This is a genomic window from Pseudomonas germanica, assembly GCF_019614655.1.
GTDB classification, from domain to species: domain Bacteria; phylum Pseudomonadota; class Gammaproteobacteria; order Pseudomonadales; family Pseudomonadaceae; genus Aquipseudomonas; species Aquipseudomonas neuropathica.
Genome location: NZ_CP071586.1, coordinates 6,037,640 through 6,054,856, shown reverse-complemented (window position 1 = coordinate 6,054,856; position 17,217 = coordinate 6,037,640). Strand labels below are relative to the sequence as shown.

Annotated in this window: 18 protein-coding genes and 1 pseudogene; 10 read left to right on the top strand and 9 right to left on the bottom strand. The window is 58.7% G+C overall.

Annotation, left to right across the window (positions count from 1 at the left end; all coding sequences use genetic code 11):
- The first annotated feature begins 9 nt into the window (after positions 1–9).
- Together quiC and J0G10_RS26835 are read left to right on the top strand one after the other, a co-directional pair.
- Positions 10–1,911, top strand: a complete 1,902-nt coding sequence (gene quiC, locus J0G10_RS26840; RefSeq protein WP_220557030.1) for a 3-dehydroshikimate dehydratase QuiC — start codon at positions 10–12, stop codon at positions 1,909–1,911.
- A gap of 101 nt (positions 1,912–2,012) precedes the next feature.
- Positions 2,013–2,690, top strand: a complete 678-nt coding sequence (locus J0G10_RS26835; RefSeq protein ID WP_220557029.1) for a TetR family transcriptional regulator — start codon at positions 2,013–2,015, stop codon at positions 2,688–2,690.
- Positions 2,691–2,802: 112 nt separating this feature from the next.
- On the opposite strand, the gene J0G10_RS26830 is transcribed toward J0G10_RS26835, so the two are convergent.
- Entirely contained in the window at positions 2,803–3,657 is an 855-nt protein-coding gene (locus tag J0G10_RS26830; RefSeq protein ID WP_220557028.1) for a shikimate dehydrogenase, read from the bottom strand.
- Between the two features lie 5 nt (positions 3,658–3,662).
- Positions 3,663–4,103 (bottom strand): type II 3-dehydroquinate dehydratase, encoded by a 441-nt coding sequence (gene aroQ / locus J0G10_RS26825; RefSeq protein ID WP_008084592.1) that lies wholly within the window; start codon positions 4,101–4,103, stop codon positions 3,663–3,665.
- 315 nt (positions 4,104–4,418) lie between these two features.
- On the opposite strand from aroQ, the pseudogene J0G10_RS30090 reads away from it, so the two are divergent.
- Positions 4,419–4,847 (top strand): annotated as a pseudogene (locus tag J0G10_RS30090) (DUF4160 domain-containing protein).
- Complete coding sequence (locus tag J0G10_RS26820; protein ID WP_220557027.1) at positions 4,844–5,287, top strand: DUF2442 domain-containing protein; 444 nt, start codon at positions 4,844–4,846, stop codon at positions 5,285–5,287. Before J0G10_RS30090 ends, J0G10_RS26820 begins: the two are co-directional and overlap by 4 nt.
- 59 nt (positions 5,288–5,346) lie before the next feature.
- On the opposite strand, the gene trmA is transcribed toward J0G10_RS26820, so the two are convergent.
- Both trmA and J0G10_RS26810 read right to left on the bottom strand, forming a co-directional pair.
- Complete coding sequence (gene trmA / locus J0G10_RS26815; protein ID WP_095048732.1) at positions 5,347–6,426, bottom strand: tRNA (uridine(54)-C5)-methyltransferase TrmA; 1,080 nt, start codon at positions 6,424–6,426, stop codon at positions 5,347–5,349.
- Positions 6,423–7,718: an NCS2 family permease gene (locus J0G10_RS26810; protein WP_095048731.1), complete on the bottom strand. Its 1,296-nt coding sequence runs from the start codon at positions 7,716–7,718 to the stop codon at positions 6,423–6,425. Before J0G10_RS26810 ends, trmA begins: the two co-directional genes overlap by 4 nt.
- A gap of 222 nt (positions 7,719–7,940) precedes the next feature.
- On the opposite strand from J0G10_RS26810, the gene J0G10_RS26805 reads away from it, so the two are divergent.
- Both J0G10_RS26805 and J0G10_RS26800 read left to right on the top strand, forming a co-directional pair.
- Positions 7,941–8,390, top strand: a complete 450-nt coding sequence (locus J0G10_RS26805; RefSeq protein ID WP_220557026.1) for a DUF4879 domain-containing protein — start codon at positions 7,941–7,943, stop codon at positions 8,388–8,390.
- A gap of 66 nt (positions 8,391–8,456) precedes the next feature.
- The gene (locus tag J0G10_RS26800; RefSeq protein ID WP_095048729.1) at positions 8,457–9,002 is read left to right on the top strand and encodes a DJ-1 family glyoxalase III; all 546 of its coding nucleotides are present in this window, start codon (positions 8,457–8,459) and stop codon (positions 9,000–9,002) included.
- 12 nt (positions 9,003–9,014) lie between these two features.
- Here J0G10_RS26800 and J0G10_RS26795 read toward each other — a convergent pair whose 3' ends face one another.
- From J0G10_RS26795 to J0G10_RS26785, 3 genes are all read right to left on the bottom strand, one after another.
- Positions 9,015–9,302, bottom strand: a complete 288-nt coding sequence (locus J0G10_RS26795) for a HigA family addiction module antitoxin (protein ID WP_095048728.1) — start codon at positions 9,300–9,302, stop codon at positions 9,015–9,017.
- 14 nt (positions 9,303–9,316) lie between these two features.
- Entirely contained in the window at positions 9,317–9,595 is a 279-nt protein-coding gene (locus J0G10_RS26790) for a type II toxin-antitoxin system RelE/ParE family toxin (protein ID WP_220557025.1), read from the bottom strand.
- An 84-nt stretch (positions 9,596–9,679) separates the two neighbouring features.
- Positions 9,680–10,918: an MFS transporter gene (locus J0G10_RS26785; protein WP_095125466.1), complete on the bottom strand. Its 1,239-nt coding sequence runs from the start codon at positions 10,916–10,918 to the stop codon at positions 9,680–9,682.
- Between the two features lie 395 nt (positions 10,919–11,313).
- Here J0G10_RS26785 and J0G10_RS26780 point away from each other — a divergent pair, with 395 nt between their 5' ends.
- The 3 genes from J0G10_RS26780 (at position 11,314) to J0G10_RS26770 (ending at position 14,014) form a co-directional block, all read left to right on the top strand.
- Positions 11,314–12,756 carry a cytochrome ubiquinol oxidase subunit I gene (locus J0G10_RS26780; protein WP_220557024.1) on the top strand — a complete coding sequence of 481 codons (1,443 nt, stop codon included), beginning with the start codon at positions 11,314–11,316 and terminating at the stop codon, positions 12,754–12,756.
- 3 nt (positions 12,757–12,759) lie between these two features.
- Positions 12,760–13,767 (top strand): cytochrome d ubiquinol oxidase subunit II, encoded by a 1,008-nt coding sequence (gene cydB, locus J0G10_RS26775; RefSeq protein WP_007909749.1) that lies wholly within the window; start codon positions 12,760–12,762, stop codon positions 13,765–13,767.
- A 79-nt stretch (positions 13,768–13,846) separates the two neighbouring features.
- On the top strand, positions 13,847–14,014 hold the full coding sequence (locus J0G10_RS26770; RefSeq protein ID WP_095048725.1) for a DUF2474 domain-containing protein: 168 nt from the start codon (positions 13,847–13,849) through the stop codon (positions 14,012–14,014).
- Between the two features lie 73 nt (positions 14,015–14,087).
- On the opposite strand, the gene J0G10_RS26765 is transcribed toward J0G10_RS26770, so the two are convergent.
- Together J0G10_RS26765 and J0G10_RS26760 are read right to left on the bottom strand one after the other, a co-directional pair.
- Complete coding sequence (locus J0G10_RS26765; protein ID WP_095125465.1) at positions 14,088–15,212, bottom strand: methyltransferase; 1,125 nt, start codon at positions 15,210–15,212, stop codon at positions 14,088–14,090.
- A 177-nt stretch (positions 15,213–15,389) separates the two neighbouring features.
- Positions 15,390–16,103, bottom strand: a complete 714-nt coding sequence (locus J0G10_RS26760; protein WP_220557023.1) for an autoinducer binding domain-containing protein — start codon at positions 16,101–16,103, stop codon at positions 15,390–15,392.
- Positions 16,104–16,426: 323 nt separating this feature from the next.
- Between J0G10_RS26760 and J0G10_RS26755 the strand changes: the two genes are divergently transcribed.
- Complete coding sequence (locus J0G10_RS26755; protein WP_095125464.1) at positions 16,427–17,203, top strand: ferredoxin--NADP reductase; 777 nt, start codon at positions 16,427–16,429, stop codon at positions 17,201–17,203.
- The last annotated feature ends 14 nt before the right edge of the window (positions 17,204–17,217 follow it).

Genomic DNA, 17,217 nt, shown 5'->3' with positions numbered 1-17,217 from the left:
AGTTGAAACATGCAGCGTTCCATTGCCACCGTTTCCTTGAGCGGCACCCTGCCGGAAAAACTCGAAGCCATCGCCGCCGCCGGGTTCGACGGGGTGGAGATTTTCGAAAACGACCTCCTGTACTACGACGGCAGCCCGCGGGAAATTAAACAGATGTGCGCCGATCTCGGCATCGCCATCACTCTGTTTCAGCCGTTCCGCGATTTCGAAGGCTGCCGCCGTGATCGCCTGGCGCGTAACCTTGAGCGCGCCGAACGCAAGTTCGACCTCATGCAGGAGCTGGGCACCGACCTGGTGTTGGTCTGCAGTAACGCCTCGGCCGACAGCGTCGGCGATCAGCGAATTCTAGTCGATGATCTGCGCCTGCTGGCCGAGCATGCCGGCGCGCGCGGCTTGCGCATTGGTTACGAAGCGCTGGCGTGGGGCCGTCACGTGAATACTTATCAACAGGTCTGGGACATCGTGCGTCAGGCCGATCACCCGAGCCTCGGCGTGTTGCTCGACAGCTTCCATACGCTGTCGTTGAAGGGCGATCCCCGCGCCATTGCCGACATTCCCGGCGACAAGATTTTCTTTGTGCAAATGGCCGACGCGCCGATCCTGGCCATGGATGTGCTGGAGTGGAGCCGGCATTTCCGTTGCTTCCCGGGACAGGGCGAATTCGATCTGCCGGGTTTCCTCGCGCCGATCATCCAGAGCGGTTACGCCGGGCCGCTGTCGCTGGAAATTTTCAACGATGGCTTCCGCGCCGCGCCGCCACGGGCCAATGCCGCCGATGGTTTACGTTCACTGCTGTATCTGGAAGAGAAGACCCGCCAGCGTCTCGAGCAGGAAGCGACGCCTGTCGCCAATCGCGAAATCCTTTTCGAAACACCGAAGGCCAGCGAGTACAACGGCATCGAATTTCTTGAGTTCGCCGTTGATGAAAGCCTCGGCGCCAAGCTGTCGAACTGGCTGGAACGCTTGGGGTTCGTCAAGGCCGGGCAGCATCGTTCCAAGAGTGTGAGCCTGCTGCGTCAGGGCGACATCAATCTGATCCTCAACTCCGAACCGTATTCCTTTGCCCACAGCTTCTTCGAGGCTCACGGCCCGTCGCTGTGTGCCACGGCTGTGCGGGTCAAGGACAGCGCCAGTGCATTGGCACGCGCCGTCGCTTACAAAGGTCAGCCCTATCGTGGACTGGTCGGCCCCAACGAACTGGAACTGGCGGCGGTGCGCGCGCCGGACGGCAGCCTGATTTATCTGGTGGATGAGCAGGCCGACGTTTATGGCACCGACTTCAATCTGCTGGCAGATGCTCCCGCCCGTGGCGGTCTCAAACGCATCGACCACATGGCCATGGCGTTGCCGGCCGACAGCCTCGACAGTTGGGTGCTGTTCTACAAGAGCCTGCTGGATTTCGAGGCGGACGATGAAGTGGTGCTGCCTGATCCGTATGGTCTGGTGAAGAGCCGCGCCTTGCGTAGCCGCGACAGTTCGATCCGCTTGCCGCTGAACATCTCCGAGAACCGCAACACCGCCATCTCCCACGCGCTGTCGAGTTATCGCGGCTCCGGTGTGCACCACATCGCCTTCGATTGTGACGACATCTTCGCCGAAGTCAGTCGCGCCAAAGAAGCCGGCGTGCCGCTGCTGGATATTCCGCTCAACTATTACGACGACCTTGCCGCGCGCTTCGATTTTGACGACGAGTTTCTCAGTGAACTGGCGTATTACAACGTTCTGTACGACCGTGATGCGCAGGGCGGTGAGCTGTTCCACGTCTACACGGAGCCGTTCGAAGGGCGTTTCTTCTTCGAGATCATCCAGCGCAAGAACGGCTATGCCGGTTACGGCGCGGCGAACGTCGCAGTGCGTCTAGCGGCGATGGCGAAATCCCGCAGCGGCGCCGTGCGCCAGGCGAAGTTGTAGGAAATTCGTAAACGCGGGATTAAACACAGGTCCCGCAGCTTCCTTCACTGTGCTGCGCGGCCCATAATCGCCGCCTGTGCAGTGATGGCCGTGAGCCCGCAATGACGATGAATACAGAACTTTCCGCAGCTCCTGTCGTATCCGCCGTGGAGCCGCGCAAGAGTCGCAAGAACAACCCGGAAAAGACCCGCGAGAACATCCTGCAGGAGGCGATCGTCGAGTTCGTCCAGCAAGGCTTGTCCGGCGCTCGCGTCGACGCAATTGCCGAGCGTATCCACACCTCCAAACGCATGATCTATTACTACTTCGGTAGTAAGGAGCAGTTGTACGTCGAGGTGCTGGAAAAGCTATATGGCGATATTCGCAACACCGAAAACCGTTTGCACCTGGCCGAGCTGGCGCCGGTGGAAGCGATTCGCCGATTGGTCGAGTTCACCTTCGATCACCACGACCGCAACGTCGATTTTGTGCGCATCGTCAGCATTGAAAACATCCACAATGCCGAATACGTGAAGCGTTCCGATGCGATCAAGGCGATGAACAACACCATCCTCGATTCGCTCGGCGAGATTCTGCGTCGGGGTGCTGCTGAAGGTGTTTTCCGTCCGGGGCTGGACGCGCTGGATGTGCATTTGCTGATCAGTTCTTTCTGCTTCTATCGCGTGTCGAACCGGCACACGTTTGGCGAGATCTTTCAGATCGATCTGCCGGATGAAAGCATCAAGCAGCGGCATCGCGAGATGATTTGCGAATCGGTGTTGCGTTACCTGCAGGCCTGACACATTCCCCTGTGGGAGCGAGCCTGCTCGCGAAAGCGGTGTGTCAGTCAACAGATGTATTGGCTGGCCGTACGCCTTCGCGAGCGGGCTCGCTCCCACAGGGGGAAAGAATTCAGCCATTCATGCTTTGAAAATGCGCGAGCATCCGCTGCGCATCCGGCACCACGCCGCTAAACAATTCAAACGCCTTCACCGCCTGAAACACCGCCATGTTGCCCCCATCCAGCGTCCGGCAACCCAGCGCGCGGGCGTTGCGCAGCAGTTCGGTTTCCAGCGGGAAATACACAATCTCCGCCACCCACAATTCCTTGCGCAGCAACTCGACCGGCACCGGCATGCCCGGCAGTTTGGCCATGCCCATTGGCGTGGTATTCACCAGCCCGTTGGCCTGATTCAGCGTACTCGGTAGATCTTGCCCGGCCACGGCGCGACCCGAGCCGAAATGCTGATTGAGATTGTTCGCCAGACTCTCGGCGCGCTCACGGTCGACATCGAAAATGCTCAGTTGCCGTACGCCTTCGCTCAACAATGCGTGGGCCACTGCTGCACCCGCGCCACCCGCGCCCATCTGGACTACGCGCTCGCGGGCAGCGTCCTTCAGCCCCCGGCGAAAACCCTCAGCGAAACCGAGACAGTCGGTGTTATGGCCAACACGCTTGCCGTCCTTCAGTACCACCGTGTTCACCGCGCCGATGCCTTCGGCTTCCGGCGACAACTCATCGAGCAGCGGGATGATCGCCTGCTTGCACGGGAAGGTGATGTTCAATCCGGTGTAGTTCATCCGCTCGGCCGCCAGCAGCAGGTCGGGCAGGGCGGTGCTGTCCATTTTCAGTTGATCGAGATCGATCAGTCGGTACAGATAACGCAGGCCTTGGGCATCACCTTCGTGCTCATGCAGCGCGGGTGTGCGCGAGGCCTGAATGCCGGCGCCGATCAGCCCGGCGAGTATCACGTTAGAGCGAGACATGCGAGTTACCCCTTCAGCCGCTGGCTGAAATGTTCCAGTGCCAGTCGATAGCCGTGACTGCCAAAACCGGCCATTACCGCTGTGGCAATCGCCGAGACAAACGAGTGATGACGGAACGGCTCGCGGGCGTGGACGTTGGACAGGTGCACTTCGATCACCGGTAATTCACTGGCCACCAGCGCATCGCGAATCGCCACCGAAGTGTGCGTCCACGCGGCCGGATTGATCACGATCCCGGCGCAACGGCCACGGGCAGCGTGAATCCAGTCGAGCAGTTCGCCTTCGTGATTGGTCTGGCGAAACTCCACGGCCAGGCCGAATTCTTCGGCAGCGCGACCGCACAGAGCCGAGATGTCCGCAAGGGTTTCGTGACCGTAAGTCGCCGGCTCACGAGTGCCGAGCAGGTTCAGGTTCGGGCCATTGAGCACCAGAACGATAGGGGGCATGAGGGGTAACTCCACTTATTGTTTTTGGCTTTGGCCGAGGATTTCAGCCTGTGGAGATAAAATGTACTAGATGGTTACCATGGTCAATTGAACAAAAATGGACGTGGCGTTTTATGTTCGGTGATCGCACAGAAGCAATATTGATCGAGATATGACGACAGCTTTGCTTACGTTTTTTACCGGAGATTGACCGACTCATGACCCGTTCCGACGCTAGCCTCAAAAGCGGTGAAACGTCATGTGCTTGATCACCAGTCGTCGGATTTGAAAGGAATCTCAAATCCTGAAATTTTTTAACCTAACGGATGGGTTAGCATGAAGGTGTGCAGCTACAAAGGATTGTCGATTGTCATCATGCTGCGAGATGAACATTGCCCACCACACGTTCACGTGAATGCGGGCAGTTGGAGTGCCCGATTACAGTTCAGTTTCTGGCACAACGATATTGAGCTTTGGGACGTCGTGCCGCTTTCTCGTCGACCACCCTTGGCCGTGCTGGAAGGCTTGTGTCGATCCCTTTAGCAGCCTGCTCATCTGCGACGAGCACGCGGGATCTGGTGGTCGAAATTGCAAACTGTCTGTCTCGACAATCAATTGTGGGACAGCCATTCAAACGAAGTGTTGGGGATGAAACTCGTCACTGACACGACATACAGAGTGGGATCGGCGCGTTATCTGCCAGACGAGGGCAAAACTCTTCTGACATTGATAGACGCATTGGAAGGAGTGGAAATCGATTTATGAAGGTCATCAAAGCCAAGCCATCTGCACGTCGTCCCCTCACGGAGGAGATGATCGACGTCGCCATCGAGCAAGGGCAAGCACGCCGGACGAATAGCTTGCAGGCTGTCTCCGTAACCTTTGAGAAACCATCCCTGATCATCCGTTTTGAAGACGGCAGCGGTGTGTTGCTACCGGTGGATCGTTATCCAGAGTTCGACGGATTCAATGCAGAGGATTACGAAAACCTGACAGTTGGCTTCGCGGGCACTGCGCTTTGTCACGAGGGTAAAGACCTCGACGTTTCCATTTCTGGGATGATTTCGGCGAGCCCATCACTATTGGCCATGGCCGCTTCTGCCGTTGCTTCGCGCAACGGCCGTCAGAGCAGCGCGGCAAAGTCTGCAGCCGCGCGGGCGAATGGCAAAAAGGGCGGGCGTCCGCGTAAGGTCGATCCCGCTTAGTGAGCGCCCACAAAAAAGCCGTCAATCACGACGGCTTTTTCGTATCTGCTGTCCCGTAATCAACGCCGGGTCAGCAACACACCCGATTCCATGTGATGCGTCCACGGGAACTGGTCAAACAACGCGCACTGGGTAATACGGTGCGTGTCGTGCAACTGGGCGATGTTGGCCGCCAGGGTTTCCGGGTTGCAGGAGATGTACAGGATGTTGTCGAAACGTCGGGTCAGCTCGCAGGTGTCCGGGTCCATGCCGGCGCGCGGCGGGTCGACGAAGACGCTGCCGAACTCGTAGCTCTTCAGGTCGATGCCTTGCAGGCGACGGAACGGGCGCACTTCGTTGAGCGCTTCGGTCAGTTCTTCGGCAGACAAACGCACCAGAGTGACGTTATCCACAGCGTTTTCGCTGAGGTTGCTCAATGCCGCGTTGACCGAGGTTTTGCTGATTTCGGTAGCCAGCACTTTGCGCACGCGAGTCGCGAGCGGCAGGGTGAAGTTACCGTTACCGCAATACAGCTCCAGCAAGTCGTCAGTGCGGTCACCGAGTGCTTCGTACGCCCAGTTGAGCATCTTCTGGTTCACCGTGCCGTTCGGCTGGGTGAACGCGCCTTCCGGCTGGCGATAGCTGAAGGTGCGACCGCCGACGTCGAGTTTCTCGACCACGTAATCGAGGCCAAGCACTTCGCGTTTACCCTTCGAGCGACCAATAATGCTGACGCCGAGATCCGCCGCCAACTTCGTCGCCGCTGTATGCCAGTGTTCGTCCAGCGGGCGGTGATAGCACAGGGTGATCATCGCATCGCCAGACAGTGTGGTCAGAAACTCCACTTGAAACAGCTTGTGGCTCAGCGCCGAACTGGCCTGCCAGGCAGCCTTTAATTGCGGCATCAACTGGTTGATGCGCAGGCTGGCAATCGGGAACGCTTCGATCAGGATCGGCGTGCGTTTGTCGTCCTGCGAGAACATCGCGTAATGCCGCTCGCCGCCCTCGCGCCACAGGCGGAATTCGGCGCGCAGACGGAAGTTCTGCAGCGGCGAGTCGAACACGGTCGGCTCGGGGGCATCGAACGGCGCCAGCAGATCACGCAAACGCGTGACCTTGGCTTCAAGTTGCTCGGCGTAAGCCTGGGAATCGAATGTCATGCGTTGAACCAACCCAACTTGATCACAAACAGAATCGACAGAATCACCAGCGCCGGGTTCAGCTCACGAGCGCGGCCGGACAGCAACTTGATCACGGTCCAGGCGATGAAACCGAACGCGATGCCGTTGGCGATCGAATAAGTGAACGGCATGGCTAGCGCGGTGACCACGACCGGCGCGGCGACGGTGATGTCGTCCCAGTCTATTTCCGCCAGACCGGAAGTCATCAATACGGCGACGAACAGCAGTGCCGGCGCGGTGGCGAAGGCCGGAACGCTGGCCGCCAGTGGCGAGAAGAACAGTGCCAGCAGGAACAGAATCGCCACGACGATGGCGGTGAGACCGGTACGCCCGCCCGCACTCACGCCGGCAGCAGATTCGATGTAACTGGTGGTGGTCGACGTACCCAGCAACGAACCGGCCATGGCCGCGGTGCTGTCGGCGATCAGTGCGCGGCCCATTTTCGGCATGTGGCCGTCCTTGCCCATCAGGCCGGCGCGCTTGGCGACGCCGATCAGGGTGCCGGAGTTGTCGAAGAGGTCGACGAACAGGAACGCGAAAATCACGCTGACCAGACCGATGTCCAGTGCGCCTTTGATGTCCAGTTGCATGAAGGTCGGCGCCAGCGAAGGTGGCATCGAGGTCACGCCGTTGAACGGGGTGACGCCCATGGCGATGGAAATGATGGTCACTGCCAGAATGCCGATCAGTACTGCACCGCGCACTTTCAGCGCTTCGAGGGCAACGATCAGGGCAAAGCCGAGGGTGGCGAGGATCGGTGCCGGGGCTTTCAAGTCACCGAGGCCGACCATGGTCGCCGGGTTGCTGACCACGATGCCAGCGTTGTGCAGGGCGATCAGTGCCAGGAACAGGCCGATACCGGCAGCAATCGCCGAGCGCAGTGGCAGCGGGATGCTGTTGATGATCCATTCACGGATACGGAAGATCGACAACAGGAAGAAGCACACGGCCGAGATGAACACCGCACCCAGCGCCACTTGCCAGGTGTGACCCATGTGCAGGACGACGGTGTAGGTGAAGAAGGCGTTCAGACCCATGCCCGGCGCAAGGGCGATCGGGTAGTTGGCGATCAGGCCCATGATCGTCGAACCGATCGCAGCCGCCAGACAGGTGGCGACAAACACCGCACCCTTGTCCATGCCGGTCTCGCCGAGAATGCTCGGATTGACGAACAGAATGTAGGCCATGGCCAAGAAAGTCGTGATGCCCGCCAGAATCTCGGTGCGCACGTTGGTGTTGTGTGCCTTGAGTTGAAACAGCCTTTCCAGCATGTCTGCTCCCCGTGGCGCGCGTGGCGCCGTGAATGTATCGACCTCAACAGCAAAGCACAGACCATCGCAAGCGCCTGGAAAATTGTGGTGGGCCGGAAAAAGCCGCGCATCATACCAGCAGCGTGAGGAATATGGCGGTTGTTGGTGTCGATCGTCGGCGAAGTTTTGCCTTGAAGCCAACTGCGCCATACTGCGCGCTGATTTTTTCGGGACGGGAAGCGCATGAGCAGGTGCTGGATGAAGGGTTCGGGTTTGATTGCAGCACTGATGGCCTTGACGCCGTTAGCGTTGGCGGCCTCGGCGGAGCCGTTGACCCAAGTGAAAGTGATCAAGGTGCAATCGCCGGCCTGTGGCCTGGAAGACATTGGTGATGGGCAGACACAGACCCAATGCAATCACAACGGGCCGAGCATCAAAGTCTATGTACTGGAAGTCGGATACGGCCAGAGCCAGCCGCATGCCACGCTGGATGGTTTCGAAGTGAACGGCACCCGAGCGCCGGTATGTGCCTTTGATAATGGCAACCTGACCGAGTGCAGTCCGGGCCGTAGCACCGTCGGTTCTCTTTATACCTTCGATCTGGCGGGCAAACAGGAAGGTACCTTCACCTTCAGCAACACCTCGATCAACGCGCCACGCAATACGATGTCGACCCAGCTTTACATCAAGTAACGGCTGTTGCAGCGCGATCCGGGTGAAGCTGACTACGCTTAAAGTATCACCCAGCGGATAGCGCCCATGACCTTTAGAGCCCTGATTACCCTCGCCGAGGGCATCGATGATCTGCAAAGCGTGACCCTGATCGACGTGCTGCGCCGCGCCGGCATCGAAGTGGTCGCCGCCAGTATTGAAGGACGACGCATGCTGACCTGCGCGCGTGGTACACGCCTGACCGCCGACGGCATGCTGGTCGATGTGCTGGCGCAAACCTTCGACCTGATCGTACTGCCCGGCGGTGTTGTCGGTTCACAACATCTGGCCGCACATCAACCGCTGCAACAACTGCTCAAGGATCAAGCCAGCGCCGGACGCCTGTTCGCCGCCATCGCCGAATCCCCGGCCGTCGCCCTGCAAACCTTTGGAGTGCTGCGTCAACGACGCATGACCTGTTTGCCCAGCGCCAGCCATCAACTCTCGGGCTGTACGTTTGTTGATCAACCGGTGGTGGTCGACGGCAATTGCATCACCGCGCAAGGTTCCAGCGCTGCGCTGGAGTTTGCCTTGACGCTGGTCGAGCAACTCGGCGGCAAGGCCTTGCGGGTGAAAGTGGCGGGGGAGTTGTAGTGGCTGGAGGTGTCAGGCGTGGACAGCGATCAGTTCGATAACCGGTTGCTCCCGATGCTCCGCTTGCCACAGATCGTAGTCGGTTTGTACGCCTAGCCACACACGCGCCTTGCCAATGCCAGCACGCTCAAGACGCACAGCCAGATCCGGGCTGATTGGCGCATGTCCGTGTAGTACACGGGAAAGATGTGGGCGCGCGAAGCCCAAGTGTCGGGCCAATTCGGTCACGCTGATGCCAAGCTCGGGCAAAACATCCATCAGCAGGGTTTCGCCGGGGTGTGGCGGGTTGTGCATGGGCATGAGCCTGCCTCCTGTCAGTGGTAATCCAGATAATCGACCAGTTCGATATCCGAACCGACAAAACGAAAGATCACTCGCCAGTTGCCTGAAACGCTCAGCGACCAGTACTCCGTCAGTTCAACTTTCAATCGATGCAGGCGCCAACCCGCAAGGTCTAGATCTGCGGGAATCGTAGCGCGATCCATGAACTGCAGCATGCGCGACAGCCGTTTTGCGTGGTCGGCACGAATCCCGCGAGTCGAACCTGTTTCATAGAAGCCTCGAAGGCCTTTGTGCTGAAAGGATTTGATCATGGGCTGGAGTGTAAGGCGATACATTACACTCGGTGCGGTAACTATGTACCGCACCTTTTCAGTTATTTTGTGTTTTGGAGGTTGTCAGACCTTCACCTCCTCCACCGGCACATGCATGCGATCCCGGTTAGCCAGCGTCGGAAACAACTTGATCCATGTCCCCGTCACCACCAGCGTACCGATCCCGCCCATCACCACCGCCGGCACGGTGCCGAACCAGTGGGCGGTGACGCCGGATTCGAATTCGCCCAACTGATTGGAAGCGCCGATAAACAGCCCGTTCACCGCGCTGACCCGGCCGCGCATTTCGTCGGGGGTTTCCAATTGTACGAAAGAGGCGCGGATGACCATGCTGATCATGTCCGCCGCGCCGAGTACCACCAGCACCGCCAGCGAGAACCAGAACGAGGTCGACAGGCCGAAGGCGATGGTGGCAACGCCGAATACGCCGACCGCCGTGAACATTATCCGGCCAACGTTGCGTTCTACGGCAAATCGGGCGAGGAACAGCGACATCCCCAGTGCGCCGACCGCCGGTGCCGAACGTAGCAGGCCGAGGCCCCATGGCCCGGTCAGCAGGATGTCCTTGGCGAATACCGGCAACAACGCCGTGGCGCCGCCGAGGAGTACCGCAAACAAATCCAGCGAAATCGCCCCGAGAATGTCCGGGCGGCTGCGAATGAAGCGAATCCCCGCCAGCAACGAATCCAGCGTGGCTTTGCCTTTATTCAGTGGTGTTTGCCGCGCGGGCAGGTTGAGCATCAAGGTGCAGGCAATGACATACAGCAGCACGGTCGGGCCATACACCCAGACGCTGCCGAACGCGTAGAGCAAGCCGCCCAGCGCCGGGGCGACGATGGTTGCCGACTGTTGCGCCGATTGTGCCGCTGCCACCGCCCGTGGGAACAGTGCGCTGGGCACAATACTCGGCAGCAGTGCCTGGGTGGTCGGCATCTCGAACGAACGCGCCGCGCCGAGCAGGAAGGCGAGGATGAAGATCATCTCGCGGGTGACGTGATCGGTGGCGCTGCCGATGGCCAGCGCCAGGGCGATCAATGCCTGCAACGACTGACAGATCGCCGCGACTTTGCGTCGGTCATAGCGGTCGGCGACATGCCCGGTGTGCAACATGAACAGCACACGCGGGGCGAATTCGACCAGGCCGACCAGACCCAGATCGAGGACGTTGCCGGTCAATTGGTAGAGGTTCCAGCCAATTGCCACAGTGAGCATCTGAAAGCCGCTGGCGGTGAAGATCCGCGCGAACCAGAAAGCGAGAAACGGACGATGGTGACGTAACAGCAGGGGCGCTTGGCTGGGCATCTGAAGGCAGGTCTGGCTCGAGGGGAATCGCGAGGTTATCACCAGTCTGTAACAGGAAGTTGCCATGACAAAAAATTTAGTTAGGCAGACATCGATTTCCTCAAGCTCGCCGCAAGAAATCCATTGCAGAGCATCGCCGCGCCGATGAGGCAACTTGTCACGCGGCAAACGACCACGCAGTTCTTCGTCGGAAATGGGACTACTCTTTCAACGTTGCTTGATCCAGATCAAGACCCTCCTGGGCGATGCTCTGGTGGCGCGTTGACCAGACTCCCTGCGTTGCGATGGTTGTTTAAAAAGAACGAATCAGAATTCGCCGCACTCCATATCCGTGGGGGCAGTAGGCGCAGGGGCCACAAGCCCGGACGCCGGTATTACCTGACAGAGGAAGACTTATGTTCGGTTTAGAGGCACTCGATCTCGCCCGAATTCAGTTCGCGTTCACCATCTCGTTCCACATCCTGTTCCCGGCCATCACCATCGGCCTGGCGAGTTACCTCGCGGTGCTCGAAGGCTTGTGGCTAAAAACCCGTAATGACACCTACCGTGATCTCTACCATTTCTGGTCGAAGATCTTTGCCGTCAACTTCGGCATGGGCGTGGTCTCGGGGCTCGTCATGGCCTACCAGTTCGGCACCAACTGGAGTCGCTTCTCGGACTTCGCCGGCGCCGTCACCGGGCCGTTGCTGACCTATGAAGTGCTCACGGCATTCTTCCTTGAGGCCGGTTTCCTCGGGGTGATGCTGTTTGGCTGGAATAAGGTCGGACGTGGGCTGCACTTCTTTTCCACGGTCATGGTGGCCATCGGCACGCTGATTTCGACGTTCTGGATTCTCGCGTCCAATAGCTGGATGCAAACTCCGCAGGGCTTCGAGATCGTCAACGGTCAGGTAATCCCCACCGATTGGCTGGCGATCATCTTCAACCCATCGTTCCCGTATCGCCTGATGCACATGGCCACGGCTGCGTTTGTCGCCACGGCGTTCTTCGTCGGCTCTTCGGCGGCCTGGCACTTGCTGCGCGGCAAGGACAACCCGGCGATCCGCACGATGCTGTCGATGGCGATGTGGATGGCGCTGATCGTCGCGCCGATCCAGGCAGTCATCGGCGACTTCCATGGCCTCAACACCCTCGAACATCAGCCGGCGAAAATCGCCGCGATCGAAGGTCACTGGGAAAACAAAGGCGACGAAGCGACGCCGCTGATCCTGTTCGGCTGGCCGGACATGAAAGAAGAGAAAACCAAATTCGCCGTGGAGATCCCGTACCTCGGCAGTCTGATCCTCACTCACTCGCTGGACAAACAGGTCCCGGCGCTCAAGGAATTCCCGCCGGAAGACCGGCCGAATTCGACCGTCGTGTTCTGGTCGTTCCGGATCATGGTCGGCCTTGGTTTCCTGATGATCTTCACCGGTCTGTGGAGCCTGTGGCTGCGTAAGCGCGACACGCTCTACACCTCACGGCCGTTCCTCTATCTGGCCTTGTGGATGGGGCCTTCCGGCCTGATCGCGATTCTCGCTGGCTGGTTCACCACCGAAATCGGCCGTCAGCCGTGGGTGGTCTACGGGCTGATGCGCACGGCGGATGCGTCTTCAAACCACAGCTTCATGCAGATGAGCATCACCCTGATCATGTTTGTGGTGGTGTATTTCGCCCTGTTCGGCGCAGGTCTCGGCTACATGATGCGCCTGGTGCGCAAGGGGCCGAAGATCAGCGAAGGCGCCGAGACGCCGGACGGTGGTCCAGGCAAGCAGCGTACGCCGGCGCGTCCTTTGTCCGCCGCCGACGATTCGGCCGATGCCGATCACGACACCCCCAGCCTGACCAAGGAGATTTGAGCCATGGGTATTGATCTTCCGCTGATCTGGGCCGTGATCATCATCTTCGGCATCATGATGTACGTGGTCATGGACGGCTTCGATCTGGGTATCGGGATTCTTTTCCCGTTCATCCCGGGCAAAGTCGACCGTGACGTGATGATGAACACCGTCGCCCCGGTCTGGGACGGCAACGAAACCTGGCTGGTACTGGGCGGCGCGGCGTTGTTCGGCGCGTTCCCGCTGGCCTATTCGGTAGTGTTGTCGGCGCTGTACCTGCCGCTGATATTCATGCTGATCGGGTTGATCTTCCGCGGCGTGGCGTTCGAATTCCGCTTCAAGGCCAAGGACGACAAGCGCCATTTGTGGGACAAGGCGTTTATCGGCGGCTCGGTGGCGGCGACGTTCTTCCAGGGCGTGGCGCTGGGCGCGTTCATCGACGGCTTGCCGGTGGTCAATCGGCAGTTCGCCGGCGGTTCACTGGACTGGCTGACGCCGTTCACAATGTTCTGCGGCGCCGCGCTGGTGGTGGCCTATGCCTTGCTCGGCTGTACCTGGCTGATCATGAAAACCGAAGGCAAGCTCCAGGAACAGATGCATGACTTGGCACGGCCATTGGCTTTCGTACTGCTGGCCGTGATCGGTATTGTCAGTATCTGGACGCCGCTGGCTCATCCGGATATTGCCACCCGCTGGTTCAGCATGCCGAACCTGTTCTGGTTCATGCCGGTGCCGATTCTGGTGTTGGTGACAATGTACGGCCTGATCCGCGCCGTGGCGCGCAATGCCAACTACATGCCGTTCCTGCTGACCCTGGTACTGATCTTCCTCGGCTACAGCGGTCTGGGCATCAGCCTGTGGCCGAATATCGTGCCGCCGTCGATCTCGATCTGGGACGCCGCCGCACCGCCGCAAAGTCAGGGCTTCATGCTGGTGGGTACGCTGTTCATCATTCCGTTCATCCTGGGTTACACCTTCTGGAGCTACTACGTGTTCCGCGGCAAGGTCACCCATGAGGACGGTTATCACTAAGCGAAACCCTTTGGCAGCGAGCCTGCTCGCGATGGCGTCGGCAACGGCGCCATCGATCTGACTGATGAGGATCGAAACAATGACCGGCAAACATTCCCTGCACGACATTGAAGAAGCCGAAAAAAAACCGCTGTGGCAGCGGCTCGGCTGGTTGGCCTTGATCTGGGTCGGTAGCGTCGGCGTGCTGTTTATCGCCGCCAGCCTGATGCGCCTGTTCATGAACGCGGCAGGCCTGACCACGCACTGAATCATCCCCGTCACGGCGCCTTCGGGTACGGCTTTGCAACCCTCCTCACGGAGGGTTTTTTTTGCCTTGAGGTTTACTTGCGCGCTTTAAGAATGACGAATTTCGGTGTGGCGGCCACTTGCTCGACGCCGCGGAACAGCCGCGCCAGTTTGCTGTGGTAACCCAGATGACGGTTGCCGACGATGTACAGCGCGCCACCCACCACCAACGCTTCACGCGCCTGCTGGAACATGCGCCAGGCGAGGAAATCGCCCACCACCTGCTGCTGATGAAACGGCGGATTGCACAGCACCACATCCAGCGACTGCGCTTCCTGTCCGGCCAGACCGTCGCCGGCTCGCACGATCACTTCGCGATCGCCCAGCGCTGCACGCCAGTTTTCCGTAGCCGATTGCACCGCCATGAACGACTCGTCGACCAGCGTGTAATGCGCATCAGGGTTTTGCAGGGCACTCGCGATTGCCAGTACACCGTTGCCACAGCCCAGATCGGCGACTCGGGCGCTGCCCAGGTTTTTCGGTAGGTGCGGCAGGAACGCACGCGTGCCGATGTCCAGGCCTTCGCGACAGAACACGTTGGCGTGGTTGAGCAACTCGATCGGTGGCTCGTCGAGGCGATAGCGTGACGGGTAGGGCGAGACGGCCGGGGGTTTTGCTTCAGGCGTGGCGATCAACAAGCGAGCCTTTTTCACCGCCAGTGAGGCTTGCACCGGACCAATGTAGCGTTCAAGCAGATCACCGGCGGCGCGTGGCAGGTGTTTGACCATGGCCGCTGCGACGACTTCAGCGCCGGGCGCGAGTTGCCCCTGCAAGCGGATCAGTTGTTCTTCCAGCAGTGCAAGGGTTTTCGGCACGCGGATCAGCACCCGATCAAACGGTCCGACCAATGGCTCGCTCGCGGGAATGCCGCGAACAGTGTCGAATGCCTGACCATTGCGCAGCAGGTTTTTTTCCAGCCCCTGGAAACCGAGGAATGAGTCACCGCTGCTACTGACCCTGACCTTGCCTGACAAACTGGCAGCCAACGCACCGAAGCTGTCGTTGAGCACCAACACGTGCGTGTCCGCCGCCGGTTGCTGCGCCGCCAAATGGTTAAGCAGGTACTCGTCAGCGGCATCGAAGGCTTGCAGCGGTTCGTTCTGCTGTTCGGGCTGGCGGATCAGGTCGAGTTGGGCAAAGGGCGTATCAAGCAAAGGCATGGGGCGGGAACTCAGGGTAATCAACGGGGTGTTCCACAGCCCTGACATTGTGCTGCGGCACCGACCGAGTGTACTGCAACGCCGAACGTTCACGTCATCACTCAGGAGGGTCGCGAATGGTACGTTTTTTTCTTGGTTATTACCTGCACGTTTTATAGGGGACGCAAGACTGCTTGATTAGATGATGCCGGCTCTGGCGGCCGCGATGACAGCGGAAATCTTGTTGCAGACGTTGAGTTTCTCGATGACGTTCTGCACGTGGTAGTTCACGGTGCGTTCGCTCAGGCTGAGGATTTTCGAAATCTCATAAGCGGTCTTGCCGCCGGCTGATAATTGCAGAACCTCCAGTTCGCGGGGCGACAGGTGCGGTTGGCGGGGCTTGAGAGATTGGGGCGGCAGCGTCCGGGCGAACGGTTCACTCAGGTGACTGGTGGCGAAGAACATATAACCAAAATGTTCATACAACTCCAGAGGACTGATGGGGCAATGCTTGCGCGCCAGGCTGATAATGCTGCACAAACCGCTTTGCTCATGGTGGAACGACTGTGACCAGCCATATTGCAGTCCATATTGCTGCAAACCCTGCCAAAGCTGAGGCTTTTCTGCGAATACCGATTCGCTCCAGACGATGGGCATCATTGAGTGATTACAGTGTGCTATCAGTGGGTCGATTTTACTGTAATGTTTCTGATCATATTGTGCGTTCCATTCTTTGGGGTAGTTGTTGATTTGCAAGGGATCAAGACGTAGTTCCCGATTGGGTGAAGTAACCGAAATGGCACAAAAGTTAAAGCCCAGGTTTTCGGCGAATCTCAACAGAATCGTATAAGCAGCGTCTATATCCCTGGCGAAAGTCAGTTGCTTTAACTGCGACTCCTTCCACGTTTCCATTACAGAATCTCCATTGGTATTACCGGGGGGGTGCAAATGGATCCAAAAGATCCGGCACGCAACGGAGTGTAGGACGTTTCATACAAGGGGCATTAAATTTTTTCGATATTGATGGTGGGAATGTTTTTATAAAAGGTTCTTAGCGAATGACGGGTTTAGTATTCAGGTCGTCATCCTAAATTTCAGTTTTACATTTAATTTTATTTGATGAGTTCAGTTGCTATTCATTTAGGTGAGGAGTAGCTGAATGCCATTACTCATCGTCGGTGTTTAAGGCGACCAATATGCGCGACACTGGCAGCAATCGTTCAATGGAGTGCCCCATGACCGCCAGTGCCGAGAAATACACCACGCAGACGTTGCTTGATGTTCAACCCTTGACCCCAAGCCTGTTTACCTTGCGTACCAGCCGGGATGCAGGGTTCCGTTTCCGCGCCGGGCAGTTCGCCAGGCTCGGTGTGACCAAAGCCGATGGCAGCATCGTGTGGCGTGCCTATTCGATGGTGTCGTCGCCTTTTGACGAGTTTCTCGAGTTCTTCTCCATCGTCGTGCCGGGCGGGGAGTTCACCAGTGAGCTGAGTCGGCTGCAGGTCGGCGACACCTTGCTGGTAGATCGCCAGGCTTTCGGCTACCTGACACTGGACCGTTTCGTCGATGGGCGCGATCTATGGCTGTTATCCACAGGCACCGGGGTGGCGCCGTTTCTGTCGATTTTGCAGGACTTCGAAGTCTGGGAAAAATTCGAGCGAATCATTCTGGTGTACAGCGTGCGCGAGGCGCGGGAGTTGGCCTATCAGGCGTTGATTGCCGGACTCACGCAGCGTGAATACCTCAGCGAACATGCGCACAAATTGCAGTTCATCACGACGGTGACGCGTGAAGCGCATCCTGACGCATTGCACGGGCGCATCACTACCCTGATTGAAAATGGTGAACTGGAGCGCGCCGCGGGTGTGGAGCTGTCGGCGGAGCACTCGCGTGTCATGCTGTGCGGCAATCCACAGATGATCGATGACACGCGCGCGCTGCTGAAAAAACGCCACATGAGCCTCAGCCTGACCCGCCGGCCCGGTCAGGTGGCTGTGGAGAATTACTGGTAAACAAACGGCGCCTC